Raw genomic sequence first — 17991 nt, forward strand, 5'->3', positions numbered from 1 at the left:
TGCCTTGATGATTGAAAGTCGGCATTCTAACCCTTGCTCCCCGGCACGCGCCGCACGCCGAAGCGGCTGCGGAACTTGGCGATCTTCGGCGCCACCACGTACTGGCAGTAGGGCTGATCGCTGTTGTTGACGTAGTAGTCGTGATGCTCGGGCTCGGCCGCCCAGAAGGTCGGCGCGCGCTCGACGCGGGTGACGATGGCCTTCGGGAAGACGCGTTGCTCGCCCAGTTCCTCGATCAGGTCGAGCGCGGTGCGAAGCTGGGCATCGCTGGTGACGAAGATCACCGAGCGGTACTGCGGCCCGACGTCGTTGCCCTGGCGGTCCACCGTGGTGGGGTCGTGGATGGTGAAGAAGATCTCGAGCAACTCGCGGTAGCTGACCCGCGCCGGATCGAACACGACCTTCACGACCTCGGCATGGCCGGTGCCGCCGGTGCACACCTGGCGGTAGGTGGGCGCGTCGACATGACCGCCGCAATAGCCGGACACGACCTCCTCGACGCCATCGACGAGGTCGAACACCGCCTCCAGGCACCAGAAGCAGCCACCGCCAAGGATGGCGGTGTCGAGGGTTTGATCGGTCTTGTTCTCGTTCATTTACGGACTCCATCAGGGGGTGGGTATTCATCTCGGCAGACCGCCGGGCGCGCGATTCATTCCCGCGCCGCCAGGACGTTCTTCCGGCCTGCCGCGCCGGCGTCAGCGGAAGGAAAAGCCGTAGTGCACATCGAGCGCGGTATCGGTGCCGCCGCGCGCGATCACCGACATGCGGCGCGAGATCTGGTAGGTGAGCTTCACCAGGGTGGCCGCACCACCGAGGCTCTGCTCGAAGGACAGGAAGAGGTCCGGTCCCAGGCGCTTGCCCAGGCTCAGCACCTGGCCCGACACCGAGGGACCGCTGGCGACCGTCGAGCCGCTGCCGAGCACCCGGCTGCTGGCGGCGCGGCTGGTGCTGTTCAACTCGCCCTGGCCGAAGGAGAAGGAATCGAAGCCCAGGCTGCGCGACAGCTCCTCGGTCATGCCGCCGCCCGGACCGCCGAGCAGCCCCGCCGCAGCCGGCAGCAGCAGGCCGAGGTCGGCGCCGGAGCCGGCATCCGGCGCGCGACCGAGCACGATCCACGACAGCTTGGCCGGATCGGGCACGTTGGGCTCGGACACCAGGCGGATCTGCGGACGCTTGGCACTGCCGGTGACCGCAACGCCAGCCTCGACCTCGAGCCCCTTGCGCAATGCGACGATATTGAGCCCGGGCGCATCGAGCGCCCCCTGGAAATTGACCACCCCGCGCTCGATCGAAAGGCTCTGCCCGTAGCCGCGATAGCTACCGCCCACGGTGGAAATCGTGCCCACCGCCGACAACGGCCTGCCAGGCTGCAGGCGGATGCGCAGGTCGCCGGCAAGGCGCGTCTCCAGCCCGAGGGCGGACAGGTAGAGCGCGTCCCCCAGGCTCACGCGCACGTCCGCAGTCACCGCGAAGCCGCCCTCGCCCGCGGCCGCTTCCTGACGGCCGAGCACGACGACGTCGTCGGACAGGCTGGGCGGCGGCGACTCGGCGAACTCGATGTAGCCGGCGTCGGCGCGGAACTCGGCATCGAGCGCGAGCGAGCTCCAGGTGCTGCGCGCGCTGCCTGCGCCGGACACCAGCATCCAGCGGTCGTCGCGCTGCAGCAGCGGCAGGCGGTCGGCATCGAAGCGGAAGCTGCCCTCCCCGCTCGCCAGCGCCACCGCTCCGCGCGCGGTGAAGCGCCCCGGGGTCGCGGTGAGGCGGTCGAAGGGGATACGGTTCTCGCGCGGACGCACACGATTGGTGGACACGAACTCGAGGCGCTCGAGGCGCAGGCTGTCACTGTCGAAGTCGAGGTCGAGCTCACCGCCGGCGAGGATCAGGCCCTGGTCGATGAGCGTGAAGCCGAGCGCGCGCCCCTCGATGCGGCCGCTGGCGCGCGGCGCGGCAAGCGTGCCGCCGATGCCGACGCGGCCGGAGACCCGTCCCGCGGTTTCGATGTTCTCGCGCGCCAGCCGGCCTAGCCAGGTGATCGAGGGCATGTCGAGCCGGGCCGAGCCACCGAGCGCCGTCTCGGGCGGCACGCGCCACACGCCATCGGCGCCACGGCGCGCGCGCAGCCCGACCTCGCCCTGCACGCTGCCGAACTCGCGCCCGCGCGCGTCGAGGCTGAGCGTCAGCCGGTCGCCGCGCGCGTCGAGTACCGCCTCCAGGGTCTCCAGGCCGAGCCGGGTGCGGAGCTCGCCCTCGACGCTGAGGTCGCCGGTCTCGCGGAACACCCTCGCCTCGCCCTGCAGCGTGCGGCCCACGGACAGGTCCCAGCGCGCGCCGAGGGTGAGCGGATCGGCGTTGCGGCGCGGCCGACCGTCGCGCCGCTTCGGCTCGAGATCGAGCACGAGCCCGCTGAGATCGCCGCGCAGCACGCTCTGGGTCGGCGACCACGCCGTCTCCTGCAGGCGGATGCGGCCCTTGTCGCCGGCATTGAGCTCGGCCGCGCCCAGGCGCACGCCATCGGGCGCGAGCTCGAGCGTTGCCGGCGCGACCAGGCGCGCGACGAAGCGCCCGGCGCTCTCGAGTGCGGCGAGCTGGCCACGCCAGCGCGCGGAATCGCCCGCCGCCATCCCGCCCTGCAGCACGAGGCGCAGCGCGTCGGCGACGCCCTGCTGCTCGGGCGTGGCGGCGCTGAGCTCGAGCCGATGCTGCGCGCGCGTGCCCTCGGCGCTCAATCGCGCGCTGGCAAGCCAGTCGGCCTGAACCTTGCCGTCGGCGTCACGCCCTGCGGGCCCGAGGCCGGACAGGCCGAGCGCCAGCGTGAACGGCCCGTCCATGCCGGCGTCGAGCCGGGCACTGCCGTTGACGCCGGCCAGCCGCACTGCGCCGGGCAGGCTCAGACCTTCGCCGAAGAACTGAAGCGCGCCGTTCGGCGCCTCCAGCGTCCCGCCGACCCGCCCCTCGGCGCCCGCGCGGCCAGCCAGGCCGAAACCGATCGCCGACAGTTTCGGTGCGTCCAGGCGCACGGCAAGGCTGTCGCTCGCAGCGCCGAGTGCGCCGCTCGCTTCGAGCGCGTTGCCCGCCACACTCAGGGCGAGGCGCAGCTCGGGCAGGCGCTGGCCTTCGAGACGCACGCGACCATCGCCACTGAGCGGCAGGCCTTCGAGCACACTGTCCGGGATGCGGAAATCGACCGTGGCCCGTTGTGGCAGCCCCGTGGGCGGCAGCGTGGCGTCGGCTTTCAGATCGAGGTTCAGGCGCGCGGACGGCGCCGTGGGGACGAGCGCACGCGGATCCACGTCGCGTAGCCGGGCGTCGAGGACCAGGCGCCGGCGCGGCGTGGGGCCGGCCTCGTCCCCGCCTGCATCCGCCGCGGACCCGGTCGCGGCCTCCACCGCAAGCACCGCCACCGTCGCCTCGGCCTCGATGCGCGCGCGTCCCGCCTCGAGGCCGACGCGCACCTGCTGACGCAGCGCGTCGGCCTCGGCGTCGACGCGCCCGGCGACGATCTGGCGCGGCAGGCGGGTGTCGAGCTGCCGGGTGTCGATGCCGACGAGTTCGAGAGCGGCGACGAGCTGACCGAAGCCGGGAGCGGTCGTCACCTTCTCCGAAGGCTCCTCGCCGCCGTCTGCTGCACCGTCGCCCGCCGCCGCTGCATCGACCGGCGGCGACGCTGCGGAGGTGGCCTGCGGCGGACGCCAGGCGATGCGGCCGTCGATGCGCCCCTCGCCCGGCAGTCGGATCGCGAGCGCGTCGAGCGCGACCTCTCCGCTGCGCCAGTCGAGCACGGCAGAGAGCGCCTGCAGCGGGATGCCGCTGGCGTCCACGGCCGCCGGGCGGCTGTTGGTCAGGCGCACCGGGCCGGTGAGCAGGCCGTCATGGGCTGTCGGTGCCGCAAGCTCGGCCTGCAGGCTGAGGGCTGCCTGCGGGGCGCCGGCAAGGAAGATGGCAGGATCGAAGTCGCCTGCGTCGATCTTCAAGCGGCGTAGCGGGTTAGGCGCGAAGCTTGCGGCCTCGGCCACCACCTGCACCTGCGTGCCCGCAAGCTGGCCCTCGGCCTGCAGGCGCGGCTCGAGCAGGGTGTTGGCCAGGCCAATTTTCAACGCCAGGGGATGGGCTTCGATGACGCCCTCCAAACTGCCCTCGCCGCTGAGCGGGAAAGGCGAGGCGCCATCGAGCGCCAGCGCCACTTTCGCCTTGCCCTGCGGCAGATCGAGCGTGAGCGCGCGCAGGCGATGATGACGGCCGTCGCTGTCGAGCGCGGCCTCGAGCGCGGAGAACACCACACCCTGCTCCGCGGCCACCTCGGTCACCGCCTCGGCGGCGATCGCCGGGTCGGTGACGGCCGCCTCGGCGCGCTCCACGGCCTCGGCCGCAGCCGACAGCGCGTCCCGCCCATGCTGCGCGGCGGGCAGGTCGCGCATCGCGAACACGCCCACCGCGAGCCGCGTCAGCTCGACCGCCACCGGCAGCTCGAGCGATGCGGGCGCGCTCGGCGGCGCGGCCTCCGGCGCGTCCTCGGCCACCGTCTGGGCGAGCCGCACGCGGGCCGCGCTCAGCTCGTCGATATGGACCCGGCCCTGCAGCAGCGCGCCCGGCCGCCAGGCCAAGGCGAACTGGTGCAGCTCGAGCTCGAGATCGGTCGTGCGCCAGGCAATCGTGTCGGCCTGGAAACCGCCGAGCACGCGCCCGCGTGCCCCCTCCGCCTGCAGCGCGCCGCCGGTCGCGCGCTCGGCGAGCGCCAGGCCGGCATCGAGTCCGGACTGCGTGCCGAGCAACCAGGCGCTGGCGCCAACCAGCGTCGCCACCGGCAAGGCCACCCCCCAGCCCAGCCAACGCAGCCAGCGCCGCCGGGGAGGCGTCTCGGGCGAGCGTCGGGGCGCGGCGGCCGGGGGCGCATCGCGGTCGAGGCCGGCGGGCTGCTCAGGCATCGTATCCGCTCAACTGAAGCGTCCGGCCCGCGGACACTGCAAGCTCATCGGCGGGCGTCCTCAGCCGCCGAACAGCGCCTGCAGCTCGGCGCCGGGGTCGGGCGCGCGCATGAAGGCCTCGCCGACGAGGAAGGTGTGCACATCATGGTCGCGCATGAGGGCGACGTCCTGCGCCTGCAGGATGCCGGACTCGGTGACCACGATGCGCCCGCCCGGCCCGCTGACGATCCGTGGCAGCAGGTCGAGCGTGGTCTGCAGCGAGACCTCGAAGGTGCGCAGGTTGCGGTTGTTGATGCCGATCAGCGGGGTCTGCAGCTGCAGGGCCTGCTCGAGCTCGGCGCCGTCATGAACCTCCACCAGGACCGCCATGCCGAGCGCGATGGCCAGCTGCTCCATGTCGCGCATCTGCGCCAGATCCAGGCAGGCGGCAATGAGCAGGATGGCGTCGGCGCCCATCGCGCGCGCTTCGAACACCTGGTAGGCGTCGATCAGGAAGTCCTTGCGCAGCACCGGCAGGTGGCAGGCTGCACGCGCTGCCTGCAGGTATTCCGGGGCGCCCTGGAAGAACGGACGGTCGGTGAGCACCGACAGGCAGGCCGCGCCCGCGCGCTCGTAGGCGACGGCGATCTCGGCGGGGTGGAAGTCGGCACGGATCACGCCCTTGGAGGGACTGGCCTTCTTGATCTCGGCAATCACCGCGGCACGGCCCGCCACATGCTTGGCGCGAAGCGCGCCGACGAAATCGCGCGCCGGCGGCTGCGCCTCGGCCTGCGCGCGCAGCACCGGCTGCGGCAGCTCGGCGCGCGCGGCGGCGACCTCCTGCTCCTTGACCGCGCAGATCTTCTGCAGGATGTCGCTCATTTGCCGCTCCGGAACTGCTGGGTGAAGCGCACGAAGGCGTCGAGCCCGGCGCGCGCCGCGCCGCTCTCGATGGCCTCGCGCGCACGCATGATGCCGGCGCCGATGGTATCCACCAGATTGGCGGTGTACAGCGCCACGCCGGCGTTGAAGACGACGATCTCGCGTGCCGGCCCGGCCTGGTTCTCGAGCACGCCGAGCAGCACCGCGCGCGACTCGGCGACGTCCTCGACGCGCAGGTTGCGGCTCCCCGCCATGGCGAGACCGAAATCCTCGGGATGGATCTCGTACTCGGTGACCTTGTTGTCCTTGAGCTCGCCGACCAGCGTCGTGCCGCCGAGGCTGACCTCGTCCATGCCGTCCAGGCCATGCACCACGAGCACGTGGTTGGCGCCCAGGCGCTGCATCACGCGCGCCTGGATGCCGACCAGGTCGGGGTGGAACACGCCCATCAGCGTGTTGGGCGCACCGGCCGGATTGGTGAGCGGGCCGAGGATGTTGAAGATGGTGCGCACGCCCATCTCGCGTCGCACGGGGGCGACGTTCTTCATCGCGCTGTGGTGCGCCGGGGCGTACATGAAGCCGATGCCGGTGGCCTCGATGCACTCGGCGATCTGCTGCGGCGTGAGGTCCAGGTTGACGCCGAGCGCCTCGAGCACGTCGGCCGCGCCGGACTTGGACGACACGCTGCGACCGCCGTGCTTGGCCACGCGCGCACCGGCCGCGGCGGCCACGAAGATGGTGGCGGTGGAGATGTTGAAGGTGTGTGCGCCGTCGCCGCCGGTGCCCACGACGTCCAGGAAATGGTCGTGCGGCGGCTGCACCACCACCTTGGTCGACAGCTCGCGCATCACGGTGGCGGCAGCGGTGATCTCGCCGACGGTTTCCTTCTTGACGCGCAGACCGGTGAGGATGGCGGCGGTCATCACCGGCGAGATCTCGCCGGCCATGATCTGGCGCATCAGCGACAGCATCTCGTCGTAGAAGATCTCGCGGTGCTCGATCGTGCGTTGCAGGGCTTGCTGGGGAGTGATCGTGGTCATGTTCGTCTCGCAGCGTTCGATTCAGGCAGCCGCAGGCGCGGCGGCGCGACGGTCGAGGAAGTTCTTCAGCAGCGCGTGGCCGCACTCGGTGAGGATCGACTCGGGGTGGAACTGCACGCCTTCGACGTCCAGCGTCCGGTGGCGCACGCCCATGATCTCGTTGTCGTCGGTCCACGCCGTCACTTCCAGACAGTCGGGCAGGCTGGAACGTTCGATGGCCAGCGAATGGTAGCGGGTGCAGGTGAGCGGATTGGGCAGGCCACGGAACACGCCGGCGTCGAGGTGATGCACCGGCGAGGTCTTGCCGTGCATCAGCTTCTGCGCGTGCACGATGCGCCCGCCGAAGGCCGCGCCGATGCTCTGGTGACCGAGGCAGACGCCGAGGATGGGCAGCTTGCCGGCGAAGGCCTTGATCGCCGGCACCGAGATGCCGGCCTCGGCCGGCGAGCACGGCCCGGGCGAGATGACGAGGTGGTCGGGGGCGAGGCGCTCGATCTGGTCGAGGGTGATCTCATCGTTGCGGAAAACCTTCACCTGGGCACCGAGCTCGCCGAAGTACTGCACGAGGTTGTAGGTGAAGCTGTCGTAGTTGTCGATCATCAGCAGCATGGTCATTCCCTTCGCGAGGACCGGCGGCGATCGGGCCGGCTTCGCCTGGATTCAGATTTCGAGGGTACGCAGGGCGCCTGCGGCACCGAGGCTGTGGGCGCGGGCTGGCCCGCGAACGTCGGTGACCCTGCCGCAGTTTTCGCGGGCAAGCCCGCTCCCACGGTGGGCAGCAACACAGCCAGCGATCCGCGCGCCCTCGCCCGCATGTCGCTCAGGCCCGCGTGTCCAGCCCGCCTTCGGCCATCTCGGCGGCGCGCAGCATGGCGCGGGCCTTGCTTTGCGTCTCCTGCCATTCGGCGTCGGGGTCGGAGTCGGCGACGATGCCGGCGCCGGCCTGGACGTGGATCTGGCCGTCCTTGAGCACCGCGGTGCGGATCGCGATCGCGAGGTCCATGTCGCCATGAAAGCCGAGATAACCGACCGCGCCGGCATAGACGCCGCGCTTGACCGGCTCGAGCTCGTCGATGATCTCCATCGCCCGCACCTTGGGCGCGCCCGAAACCGTGCCGGCCGGAAAGGTGGCGCGCAGCACGGCGAGCGCGTTGAGGCCTTCCTTGAGCTTGCCCTCGACGTTGGAGACGATGTGCATCACGTGCGAGTAGCGCTCGATGGTGAAGCGCTCGGTGACCTTCACCGTACCGGTCTCGGACACCCGGCCGGCGTCGTTGCGGCCGAGGTCGAGCAGCTGCAGGTGCTCGGCGCGCTCCTTCTCGTCGGCGAGCAGCTCCTTCTCGAGCGCGAGGTCCTCGGCCACCGTGGCGCCGCGCTTGCGGGTGCCGGCGATCGGGCGCACGGTGACGACGTCGTCCTCGAGCCGGGTGAGGATCTCGGGCGAGGCGCCGACGACGTGGAAGTCCTCGAAGTTGAAATAGAACATGTAGGGCGAGGGATTGAGCGAGCGGATCGCGCGGTACAGCGCCATCGGGCTGGCGGCGTAGGGCTTGCTCATGCGCTGCGACAGCACCACCTGCATGACGTCGCCGTCGACGATGTACTGCTTGGCGCGGCGCACCGCGTCCTTGAAGGCCTCCTCGCCGAAGCTCGACACCGGCGGCGCGGACTCGGCGCGCGTCTCCTCGGGGATCTGCACCGGCGCGCGCAGGCGGGCGAGCAGCTCGCGCAGGCGCTTCTGCGCGCGCTTGTACGCACCGGGAACCTCGGGCTCGGCATAGACCACCAGGGTGAGCTTGCCGCTGAGGTTGTCGACGATCGCGACTTCTTCGGAGAGCAGCAGCAGGATGTCGGGCGTGCCCAGGGTGTCGGGCTTCTCGGTCTGCGCCAGCTTGGGCTCGATGTAGCGCACCGTGTCGTAGCCGAAGCAGCCCACCAGGCCGCCGGCGAAGCGCGGCAGGTGCTCGCGCGGCGGCACCTTGATGCGGTTCATGAACTCGGCGACGAAGTTGAGCGGATCGCCGTAGTCGCGGCGCTCGACCAGGCGGTTGCCGGTGAGCAGCAGCGCCGAGCGCTGATAGACCTCGATGCGCGTGGGCGAGGACAGCCCGATGAAGGAGTAGCGCCCGAAGCGCTCGCCGCCCTGCACCGACTCGAGCAGGTAGGTGTAGGGCTCGTTGGCGAGCTTCAGGTAGATCGACAGCGGGGTGTCGAGATCGGCGAAGGTCTCGAGGGTGAGCGGAATACGGTTGTAGCCCTCGGCGGCGAGGGCGTTGAATTCGTGTTCGAGCATGGGGACTCCACGGACAGCGGGTGAATCGGGGCGGCTTGCAGCAGACGGGGCAGGCGGAGGTGCGTTCGCAGCCATCCGGGCCCCGCGAAGGGGGATCGCGTTCAGTGGCCCAGAGGCCAGCGCCAGCCGCTCCGCCAGCCCAGCTGGACGGAGGAGAAGGCGGCGAGGAAGCGATCCCGTTGTGCGCGCATCACGATGTCGGTCTGTGGTGGAGGATGAACGGCGGACGTGCCCTGGCGGTGCCCGGACAGCCCTGAGAGACAAGCTGGCGGACGGCGTCCGCGGCTATGCCGGAACGATGTGATCCAGAACCTGAAGCGCGTTCGATACTAGCCCATCGCATTCGATGGTGTCCACCGGCACGCCTTCGCTGTAGCCGTAGGTGACCAACAGCACCGGCATGCCCGCGCCCTGGGCGGCGAGCGCGTCGTTGGCCGAGTCGCCGATCATCAGCGCCTCGGTGGCCGCCACGCCCAGCCGCGTGCAGGCCAGGTGGACCGTCGCAGGGTCGGGCTTCTTCACCGCCAGGGTGTCGCCACTGACCACGGTATCGAAGTAGTGGGCGATCTCCATGCGTTCGAGCAGCGGCAGCGTGAAGGCTTCGGCCTTGTTGGTGACCACGGCGAGCGGCAGATCGCGCGCGCGCAGGGTGACAAGCAGCTCGGTGACGCCCGGGTAGATGCGGGTGCGCGCGCCATTGACGCGCGCGTAATGGTGGCGGAACACGCCGACCGCGAAGTCGATCTCGTCTTCGCTGGCCGTGCTGCCCTCGGTCATGCAACGCCGCACGAGGTTGGGGATGCCCTTGCCGACGAAGCCGTGGATCTCGTCCTCGCTGCGGCCGGGGCGGCCGAGCTCGGCGAGCATCAGGTTGGCCGCGTCGGCGAGGTCGGCAATGGTGTCGAGCAAGGTGCCGTCGAGGTCGAACAGCACCGCACGCGGCGAGAAGCGCGCCCGCACGCTCATGCCGCCACCTTCGCCAGTTCGGCGCGCAGCGCGCCGATGATCGAGTCGTAGCGGTGGGGGTCGCCGTCCTTGCCGGCGCCGAACACCGCCGAGCCGGCGACGAAGGTGTCGGCCCCGGCGCGGGCGATCTCGGCGATGTTGTCGGTCTTCACCCCGCCGTCGATCTCGAGCAGGATGCGGCGGCCGGTGCGCGCCGCATAGGCATCGAGCTTCGCGCGCGCAGCGCGCAGCTTGACCAGCGTCTCGGGGATGAACTTCTGTCCGCCGAAGCCGGGGTTCACGCTCATCAGCAGCACCACGTCGAGCTTGTCCATGACGTGGTCCATGTGGTGCAGCGGCGTGGCGGGGTTGAACACCAGCCCCGCCTGGCAGCCGGCATCGCGGATCAGGCCGAGGCTGCGGTCGATGTGCTCGGAGGCCTCGGGGTGGAAGGTGATGACGTTGGCGCCGGCCTTGGCGAAATCGGGAATGATGCGGTCGACCGGCTTCACCATCAGGTGCACGTCGATCGGCGCGGTGGTGTGCGGGCGGATCGCCTCGCACACCAGCGGGCCGATCGTGAGGTTGGGGACGTAATGGTTGTCCATCACGTCGAAATGGATCCAGTCGGCGCCGGCGGCGATGACGTTGCGCACCTCCTCGCCGAGACGGGCGAAGTCGGCGGACAGCAGGCTGGGGGCGATGCGGTACATGGGGCGCTCCGGGAGAATGGGGGTCAGCCCCGATTCTAACCGCTGCCGACGCGCCCCGGCCCGCTCAGCGCACGCACACCTTGCGCACCTGCTTCATGTCGGTGATGCCGGCGAGCACCTTCTCCATGCCGTCCTGGCGCAGCGTGCGCATGCCCTCGGAGAGCGCCTGTCCGAGCACCTGCTCGACACGGCCGCGCGACTGGACCAGGCGCTTGATCGCATCCGATCCCAGCATCAGTTCGTGCAGGCCGACGCGGCCCTTGTAGCCCTGGTTGCAATGCTCGCAGCCCACTGGCCGGTAGAGGGTGAAGCGACCGTCGGCGGCGGCGAAGTCCGCGCGCCAGCGCGCCAGCACGTCACGGCGGGCGGCCTCGGGGTCGGCGGCGAAGGCAGGTGTCAGGTGCATGTCCTCGCAGTATTCGTCGAGCAGGCGCATGACCTCATCCTCACCCGGCTGGTAGGCCTCGCGGCACTTCAGGCACAGGCGCTTGGCCAGGCGCTGCGCGAGCACACCGAGCAGCGCGTCGGCGAAGTTGAACGGGTCCATGCCCATGTCGAGCAGGCGCACGACCGACTCCGGCGCGCTGTTCGTGTGCAGCGTGGAGAACACCAGGTGACCGGTGAGCGAGGCCTCGATACCCACCGACACGGTCTCGTGGTCGCGCATTTCGCCGACCATGATGACGTCCGGATCGGCGCGCAGGAAGGCACGCATCATGGTCGCGAAGTCGATGCCGGCCTTGCGGTTGACCTGCACCTGGCGCAGACCCTTCTGGGTGATCTCGACCGGATCCTCGACGGTCCAGATCTTGGTGTCGGCGGTATTGATGTGGTTGAGGATGGAATGCAGCGTGGTGGTCTTGCCCGAGCCGGTGGGGCCGCACACGAAGAAGATGCCGTAGGGCTTGGCGATCGCCCCCTTCAGGCGCTCGAGGTTGAAGGGCAGCAGCCCGAGCTTGTCGATCTGGATCGGCTCGCTGTTGGCGAGCAGTCGCATCACCACGTCTTCCATGCCACCCTGTGTGGGCAGGGTCGCCACCCGCAGCTCGATGTCGAGCGGCGCGAACTTGCGGAACTTGATCTTGCCGTCCTGCGGCTTGCGGCGCTCGGCGATGTCGAGGTCGCACATGATCTTGATGCGGGTGACGAGCGGATTGCGGTAGCTGGCCGGGACCTCGATGTAGGGCACGAGCGAGCCATCCTTGCGGAAGCGGATCAGCGTCTTTTCCTTGCCCGGGCGCGGCTCGATGTGGATGTCCGAAGCGCCCTGGCGGTAAGCGTCGATGATGACCTTGTTCACCAGCTTCACGAGCTCGTTGTCGGCCGCGGCGCTGACGTCGTCCTTCAGCGACCCCTCCTCGTCCGGCTCGTCGAGGCCGGACAGCAGCTCGCTCACCGAGGCGTCGTCGAGCGACGCCCCGAAGAACTGCTCGACCGTCAGCTCGAAGTCACGCAGCGTGGTGACGCGGAACTGGAGCCGCTTCTTCGGCAGCACGTTCTGCGCGACCCCGGAGCTGCGCACCTGCTCGGGGTCCACGCACAGGATCACGACACCTTCGGCGTTCTCCTCGTAGGGCAGCCACAAGGTCTGCTCGACGTATTCGCGCTTGATGTTGCGCAGCAGGTCCATCGGCTTGACGTGACTGGCGGCGAAACCCTGGTAGGGCACGCCGAAATAACGCGCGGCGGCGGCACCGAGCTCGGCCGCGCTGAGCCCGAAGCGCTCGCTCAGCTCGGCCTCGGTGCTGCGTCCGAGCTCGCGCGCCGCGCGCGCCGCCTCGGCGAACTCCTCTCCGGTGATGCGGCCATCGACGACGAGGGCATCGAAACGCGAACGCAGCCGCCCCGGCTGCCGCGCATGGCGCAGGAAGGCCACGCCCAGCGTCTGCGCCAGGCCGAGGACCCCTTCCTCGGCCACCTTGGAGAACGGCTCCCCGTTCAGGGTGTTGATGAGCTGGACGACGCCGAGCAGAGCGCCGGTGTCGGGGTCGCGGATCGGCGCCACCAGCATCTGCCGCGAGTGGAAACCCGTGCTCGCGTCGATCTCGCGGCGCAGCTGCAGACGCGGCGAGATGCGCCGCAGCTCCTCGTCGTCATAGACGTCGCGGATATTGACCGCCGCCCCGCTCATCGCCACGTAGCCGGCGATGCTGTTCTCACCGATCGGCAGGCGAATGCTCTGCACGCCGCTGAGGCCGGTCTTGACGCGGGTGACGATGGAGCCGCCGCCCTCCTCCGCCGCATAGATGGTGAAGCGCTCGGCCTCGAACAGGGTGCACAGCTCCGGGGCAAGCTCGAGCATGATCTCGTCCACGTCCTTGCTGGCGTGGATGCGGTTGGTAAGCGTCTGCAGGCCCTTGAAGAAGGCCAGCCGGCGCGACACGGCACTCGAAGCGGAAGAAGCTGCGTTCATCTGGCTGAGGTTTCCTTGCTGCGCACGGGCGCTCGCTGCGCCCGCGTCGATTAAGGTCGGGGGCATCGCACCCGTCGGCTCAGAACTCGAGCACGTCGCCCTGGTCGAGGCGGCGCACGCCGAGGGCACTGCCCGCCGCCTGCAGCTGCGCCATGATGCGCGCGCCGACGCCGGGCTTGAGATGGCTGATATGCACCGCCGGCGTGCCGCGGATCTCGTCGAGCAGGGTGCGCGACATGCTCGGGCAGAGGTGGCGCGAAGCCACCGCCAGGCCCTGCTGCTCCTCGGCGAAGGCGGTCTCGAGGATCAGATGGCGCAGGGCGGGGCACGCGTTGATCCGCGTCACGAGCTCCGCGCAGTAGGCGGTGTCACCCGAGAACACCAGCTGCCCCGCGCCGCTGTCCAGGCAATAGGCGACCGCGGGCACGGTGTGGCGCGCCGGCAGCGCCGTGATGCCGCGGCCGTCCAGTTCGACGCGCTCGCCGACGTTCATCGGCTGGAAGCGCATGAACGGCCGGGCATGATCGGGAATGGCCGAGAAGTCCGGCCAGATCAGCCAGTTGAAGATGTGCGAATGCAGGATGCGGATGGTTTCCGGCGTCGCGTGGATGGTGACCGGCGCATCGCGCAGTTCGCCCACCGAGTCGATCATCAGGGGCAGCGCAGCGATGTGATCGAGATGGGCGTGGGTCAGGAAGACGTGATCCACCCCCTTGAGCACCTCGAGCGGCAGGTCGCCGACACCCGTCCCGCAGTCGAGCAGGATGTCATCGTCGACCAGGAAGGAGGTGGTACGCGACTGCGAACCGCCGATCCCGCCGCTGCAACCCAGCACCTTGAGTTTCATCACCTCGACCACCCGCAAGACCGGCAGTGCTCGGGCTGCCGCGAAATCCCCACATCGCTGCAGACCTTATCACCGCCCCCCGACGGTGCGCGCGGCACAAATTCACGACGCCAGCCGGCGTCAGCTGCGCAGGAAGAACTCCATCTTCACGCCGGCGAGCTCGATGATGTCGTGGTCATGAAGCAGGCGCGCCTGGGCATCGATCGCGCGGCCGTTCACGAGCGGGAAGCTGGCGCCTTCGACGTGGGTGATGAAATAGCCGTGCGGCCGGCGCGTGATCACCGCGACCTGGCGACCGGGCTTGCCGAGGGTGGTGAGCGACTTCGTGAGCTGGAGCTCGCGCCCCGCGTTGGCACCGCTCAGGACCTGGATCACGCCCACCGCAGCGAGCTGCGCGGGGGCCGGGGCGCCAGCCTCGGCCGCAGCCGCCTGGCGCGCGGCAGCCGAGAGAATCTGTGTCTCGCGCGGAGCAGGCCCGCTCGCCGAGGCGTTGACGTCGGTTGCCGTACCCGGCATCTCGAAGGGCTTGAGCGCCGCAGTCTCGATCATCTCGGAAGGCGACAGGGCCGGCTTGGCATCGTCGGCGATGAACTTGATCTTGTACTTGCCGAGCTCGATGACGTCGTTGTTGCGCAGGACGTTCTTCTTGACCGGCTGACCGTTCAGGTAGGTGCCGTTGGTGCTGTTCTGGTCTTCCAGGAAGGCATCGTTGGTGATGCAGGTGATGATCGCGTGATGCCCGCTGATCGCCAGGTTGTCGATCTGGATGTCGTTGTCCGGCTTGCGACCGATGGTCGTGCGCTCCTTGCCGAGCGGCATTTCCTTGAGCACCAGCCCGTCCATGCTGAGAACCAACTTCGGCATGCCCTTACCCGTTCTAAAGTTGCACCGGCGCCGCATACGGCCCGGCGAATGAAAACCAAGAAGGCCATTCTAGCGCGCGCCCGGCCCGGTAAACGAAAAAGGCGCCGGACTTGCCGGCGCCTTCGTGATGCATTCAACGCTCGGGGATCAGAGCATCGCCTTCAGCAGCTTGCCCATCTCCGACGGGTTGCGGGTGACCTTGAAGCCGCACTCTTCCATGATGGCGAGCTTGGCATCGGCGGTGTCCGCGCCGCCCGAGATCAGCGCACCGGCGTGGCCCATGCGCTTGCCTGCGGGCGCGGTGACGCCGGCGATGAAGCCGACGATCGGCTTCTTCATGTTTTCCTTGCACCACATCGCGGCTTCGGCTTCGTCCGGACCGCCGATCTCGCCGATCATGATCACCGCATCGGTGTCCGGATCGTCGTTGAACATGCGCATCACGTCGATGTGCTTCAGGCCGTTGATCGGGTCGCCACCGATGCCGACCGCCGAGGACTGGCCGAGGCCGATCTCGGTGAGCTGGGCCACGGCTTCATAGGTCAGGGTACCGGAGCGCGACACCACGCCGATGCGGCCGTTGCGGTGAATGTGGCCGGGCATGATGCCGATCTTGATCTCGTCGGGCGTGATCAGGCCGGGGCAGTTGGGACCCAGCAGCAGGGTTTCCTTGCCGCCGGCGGCAACCTTCTGCTTCATCTTGTTGCGCACGACCAGCATGTCGCGGACCGGGATGCCTTCGGTGATGCAGATCGCCAGGTCGAGGTCGGCCTCGCAGGCTTCCCAGATGGCATCGGCGGCGCCCGCGGGCGGCACGTAGATCACCGACACGGTGGCACCGGTCTCCGAGGCGGCTTCCTTGACCGAGGCGTAGATGGGGATGTCGAAGATCTTCTCGCCCGCCTTCTTCGGATTCACGCCGGCGACGAAGCAGTTCTTGCCGTTGGCGTATTCCTGGCACTTCTCGGTGTGGAACTGGCCGGTCTTGCCGGTGATGCCCTGGGTGATGACCTTGGTGTCTTTGTTGATCAGGATGGACATTCGAAGCTCTCCTTACTTGACCGCAGCGACGATCTTGGTCGCAGCTTCCGCCATGGTGTCGGCGGTGATGATCGGCAGACCCGACTCGGCGAGGATCTTCTTGCCGAGGTCTTCGTTGGTGCCCTTCATGCGCACCACGAGCGGGACGGAGAGATGAACTTCCTTGGCCGCCGCGACCACGCCGGTGGCGATGGTGTCGCAGCGCATGATGCCGCCGAAGATGTTGACCAGGATGCCCTTGACCTTGGGGTTCTTGAGCATGATCTTGAAGGCTTCGGTGACCTTCTCGGTGGTCGCGCCGCCGCCGACGTCGAGGAAGTTGGCCGGCTCGGCGCCGAACAGCTTGATCGTGTCCATGGTGGCCATCGCCAGACCGGCACCGTTCACCAGGCAGCCGATGTTGCCGTCGAGGCTGATGTAGGCGAGGTCGAACTTGGAGGCCTCGATCTCGTCGGCGTCCTCTTCGTCGAAGTCACGGAAATCGACGATCTCCGGGTGACGGTAGAGGGCGTTGGAGTCGAAGTTGAACTTGGCGTCCAGGGCCTTGATGTTGCCGTTGCCCTCGAGGATCAGCGGGTTGATCTCCGCGAGCGAGGCATCGGTTTCCATGTAGCAGGTGTAGAGCTTCTTGAGGGTGTCGACCGCCTTGTCGAGCGAGCCTTCCGGAATGCCGATGCCCTTGGCCAGTTCGGTGGCCTGTGCGTCGGTGAGGCCGACGAGCGGATCGACGAAGACCTTGATGATCTTCTCGGGCGTGTTGTGCGCGACTTCCTCGATGTCCATGCCGCCTTCCGAGGAGGCCATCATGGCGACCTTCTGGGTGGCGCGGTCGGTCAGCGCGGCGACGTAGTACTCGTGCTTGATGTCGGCGCCTTCCTCGATCAGCAGGTTGCGCACCTTCTGGCCCTCGGGGCCGGTCTGGTGGGTGATCAGCTGCATGCCGAGGATGTCGTTGGCGTGCTGGCGCACTTCGTCGAGCGAGCGGGCGAGCTTGACGCCGCCGCCCTTGCCGCGGCCGCCGGCGTGGATCTGGGCCTTCACCACCCAGATCTTGCCGCCGAGTTCCTCGGCCGCCTTGACCGCCCCGTCCACCGACACGCAGTGGAAACCGCGCGGCGTGACGACGCCATACTTCCTCAACAGTTCTTTTGCCTGATACTCATGAATCTTCATGGTTGCCCTTCGATCGAAGCCGCGACGGTAAGCGCCGTCGCGAACAGGTTGATGGCATGCTTCGGAGCGCAGGCGCTCCACGACGGACGACGTCTCCCTCGACCGTCGCCCACCGCCATGAATCGGGACCCCCCGACCCGACCCGCTGGCCGGGCACGAAACCACCCCGACCGCAAGACCCTATAATTATAACCGGTTTTGCGCAGTGCACTGCCGAACGGCGGCATCGGGAAAACGTGCGCGCGCGCAGCGCCTCAGCGCTGCCCCGTCGTCGGGCGGTACCAGCGCGGATAGTAGCGGCGCACGGCCTCGGCCGAACTCTCGAGCGCATGGCAGCGATCGAGCTGGAAGGGCTTCTCGGCCACCTCCTCGTTGTCGCGCCGGAAGGTCGCGAAAGTCTGGATCGCCGCGGTCGGCAACGACAGCAGCAGCTCGGTCATGTGCGTGCAGCCGCGAACGTCGGCGAACATCTCCCCCACCGTGCGCCGGAAGCCGCGCACCAGGTTGAGCCCGACCAGCCTGCGGTACGCAGGCCCGATCGTGTCGCACTGCCCGGGATAGGGAACGGAGTCCGAGCACGCGACGGCATCGACGATGTTGAAGGCATCGTCGAGCGTGAGACGTACCCGCATCAGATGCACCGGGTCGCCCGCGCGGCGCAGCCCCGAGGCGAGCGGGTAGTCGAGATCCTTAACGTCGATGAGGGCCGCATCGAGTTCGTAGAGCCCGTCCTCGCGCACGAAGCCTTCGAGTTCGATGCGCCGGGTGTGTGCTCGACGTCGCGGAACGGTGGGGTCGGGCAGCGGCATGGGAATCCTGCGCGTACGGCAACGTATGGAAAGGCGATCTTAGCCGATTTCGGCGCTGCGTCCGACC

14 protein-coding genes are annotated in these 17991 nt (G+C 69.0%); all 14 read right to left on the bottom strand.

Going from position 1 to position 17991, the window contains the following annotated elements; genetic code table 11:
- Window positions 1-26: 26 nt before the first annotated feature.
- On the bottom strand, window positions 27-596 hold the full coding sequence (gene msrA / locus AAG895_RS16045) for a peptide-methionine (S)-S-oxide reductase MsrA (RefSeq protein ID WP_345792986.1): 570 nt from the start codon (window positions 594-596) through the stop codon (window positions 27-29).
- A gap of 102 nt (window positions 597-698) precedes the next feature.
- Window positions 699-4925 carry a translocation/assembly module TamB domain-containing protein gene (locus tag AAG895_RS16050; protein WP_345792987.1) on the bottom strand — a complete coding sequence of 1409 codons (4227 nt, stop codon included), beginning with the start codon at window positions 4923-4925 and terminating at the stop codon, window positions 699-701.
- A 60-nt stretch (window positions 4926-4985) separates the two neighbouring features.
- Complete coding sequence (gene trpC / locus AAG895_RS16055; RefSeq protein WP_345792988.1) at window positions 4986-5786, bottom strand: indole-3-glycerol phosphate synthase TrpC; 801 nt, start codon at window positions 5784-5786, stop codon at window positions 4986-4988.
- Window positions 5783-6826 carry an anthranilate phosphoribosyltransferase gene (trpD, locus tag AAG895_RS16060; RefSeq protein WP_345792989.1) on the bottom strand — a complete coding sequence of 348 codons (1044 nt, stop codon included), beginning with the start codon at window positions 6824-6826 and terminating at the stop codon, window positions 5783-5785. Before trpD ends, trpC begins: the two co-directional genes overlap by 4 nt.
- 21 nt (window positions 6827-6847) lie before the next feature.
- Window positions 6848-7435, bottom strand: a complete 588-nt coding sequence (locus tag AAG895_RS16065; RefSeq protein WP_345792990.1) for an aminodeoxychorismate/anthranilate synthase component II — start codon at window positions 7433-7435, stop codon at window positions 6848-6850.
- Between the two features lie 211 nt (window positions 7436-7646).
- Window positions 7647-9119 (bottom strand): anthranilate synthase component I, encoded by a 1473-nt coding sequence (trpE, locus tag AAG895_RS16070; protein ID WP_345792991.1) that lies wholly within the window; start codon window positions 9117-9119, stop codon window positions 7647-7649.
- A gap of 285 nt (window positions 9120-9404) precedes the next feature.
- Window positions 9405-10085, bottom strand: a complete 681-nt coding sequence (locus AAG895_RS16075; protein WP_345792992.1) for a phosphoglycolate phosphatase — start codon at window positions 10083-10085, stop codon at window positions 9405-9407.
- Window positions 10082-10777, bottom strand: coding sequence for a ribulose-phosphate 3-epimerase (rpe, locus tag AAG895_RS16080; RefSeq protein ID WP_345792993.1), 696 nt, complete (start codon window positions 10775-10777; stop codon window positions 10082-10084). Before rpe ends, AAG895_RS16075 begins: the two co-directional genes overlap by 4 nt.
- Before the next feature lie 64 nt (window positions 10778-10841).
- Entirely contained in the window at window positions 10842-13190 is a 2349-nt protein-coding gene (locus AAG895_RS16085) for a GspE/PulE family protein (protein ID WP_345792994.1), read from the bottom strand.
- 79 nt (window positions 13191-13269) lie between these two features.
- Entirely contained in the window at window positions 13270-14037 is a 768-nt protein-coding gene (locus AAG895_RS16090; RefSeq protein ID WP_345792995.1) for a 3',5'-cyclic-nucleotide phosphodiesterase, read from the bottom strand.
- 120 nt (window positions 14038-14157) lie between these two features.
- Entirely contained in the window at window positions 14158-14901 is a 744-nt protein-coding gene (locus AAG895_RS16095) for an FHA domain-containing protein (RefSeq protein ID WP_345792996.1), read from the bottom strand.
- Between the two features lie 147 nt (window positions 14902-15048).
- Window positions 15049-15942, bottom strand: a complete 894-nt coding sequence (gene sucD, locus AAG895_RS16100) for a succinate--CoA ligase subunit alpha (RefSeq protein ID WP_345792997.1) — start codon at window positions 15940-15942, stop codon at window positions 15049-15051.
- A 12-nt stretch (window positions 15943-15954) separates the two neighbouring features.
- Window positions 15955-17115: an ADP-forming succinate--CoA ligase subunit beta gene (gene sucC, locus AAG895_RS16105; protein ID WP_345792998.1), complete on the bottom strand. Its 1161-nt coding sequence runs from the start codon at window positions 17113-17115 to the stop codon at window positions 15955-15957.
- 254 nt (window positions 17116-17369) lie between these two features.
- On the bottom strand, window positions 17370-17924 hold the full coding sequence (locus AAG895_RS16110) for a DUF2889 domain-containing protein (RefSeq protein WP_345792999.1): 555 nt from the start codon (window positions 17922-17924) through the stop codon (window positions 17370-17372).
- Window positions 17925-17991: the final 67 nt, after the last annotated feature.

The organism is Thauera sp. JM12B12 (assembly GCF_039614725.1).
GTDB lineage: Bacteria > Pseudomonadota > Gammaproteobacteria > Burkholderiales > Rhodocyclaceae > Thauera.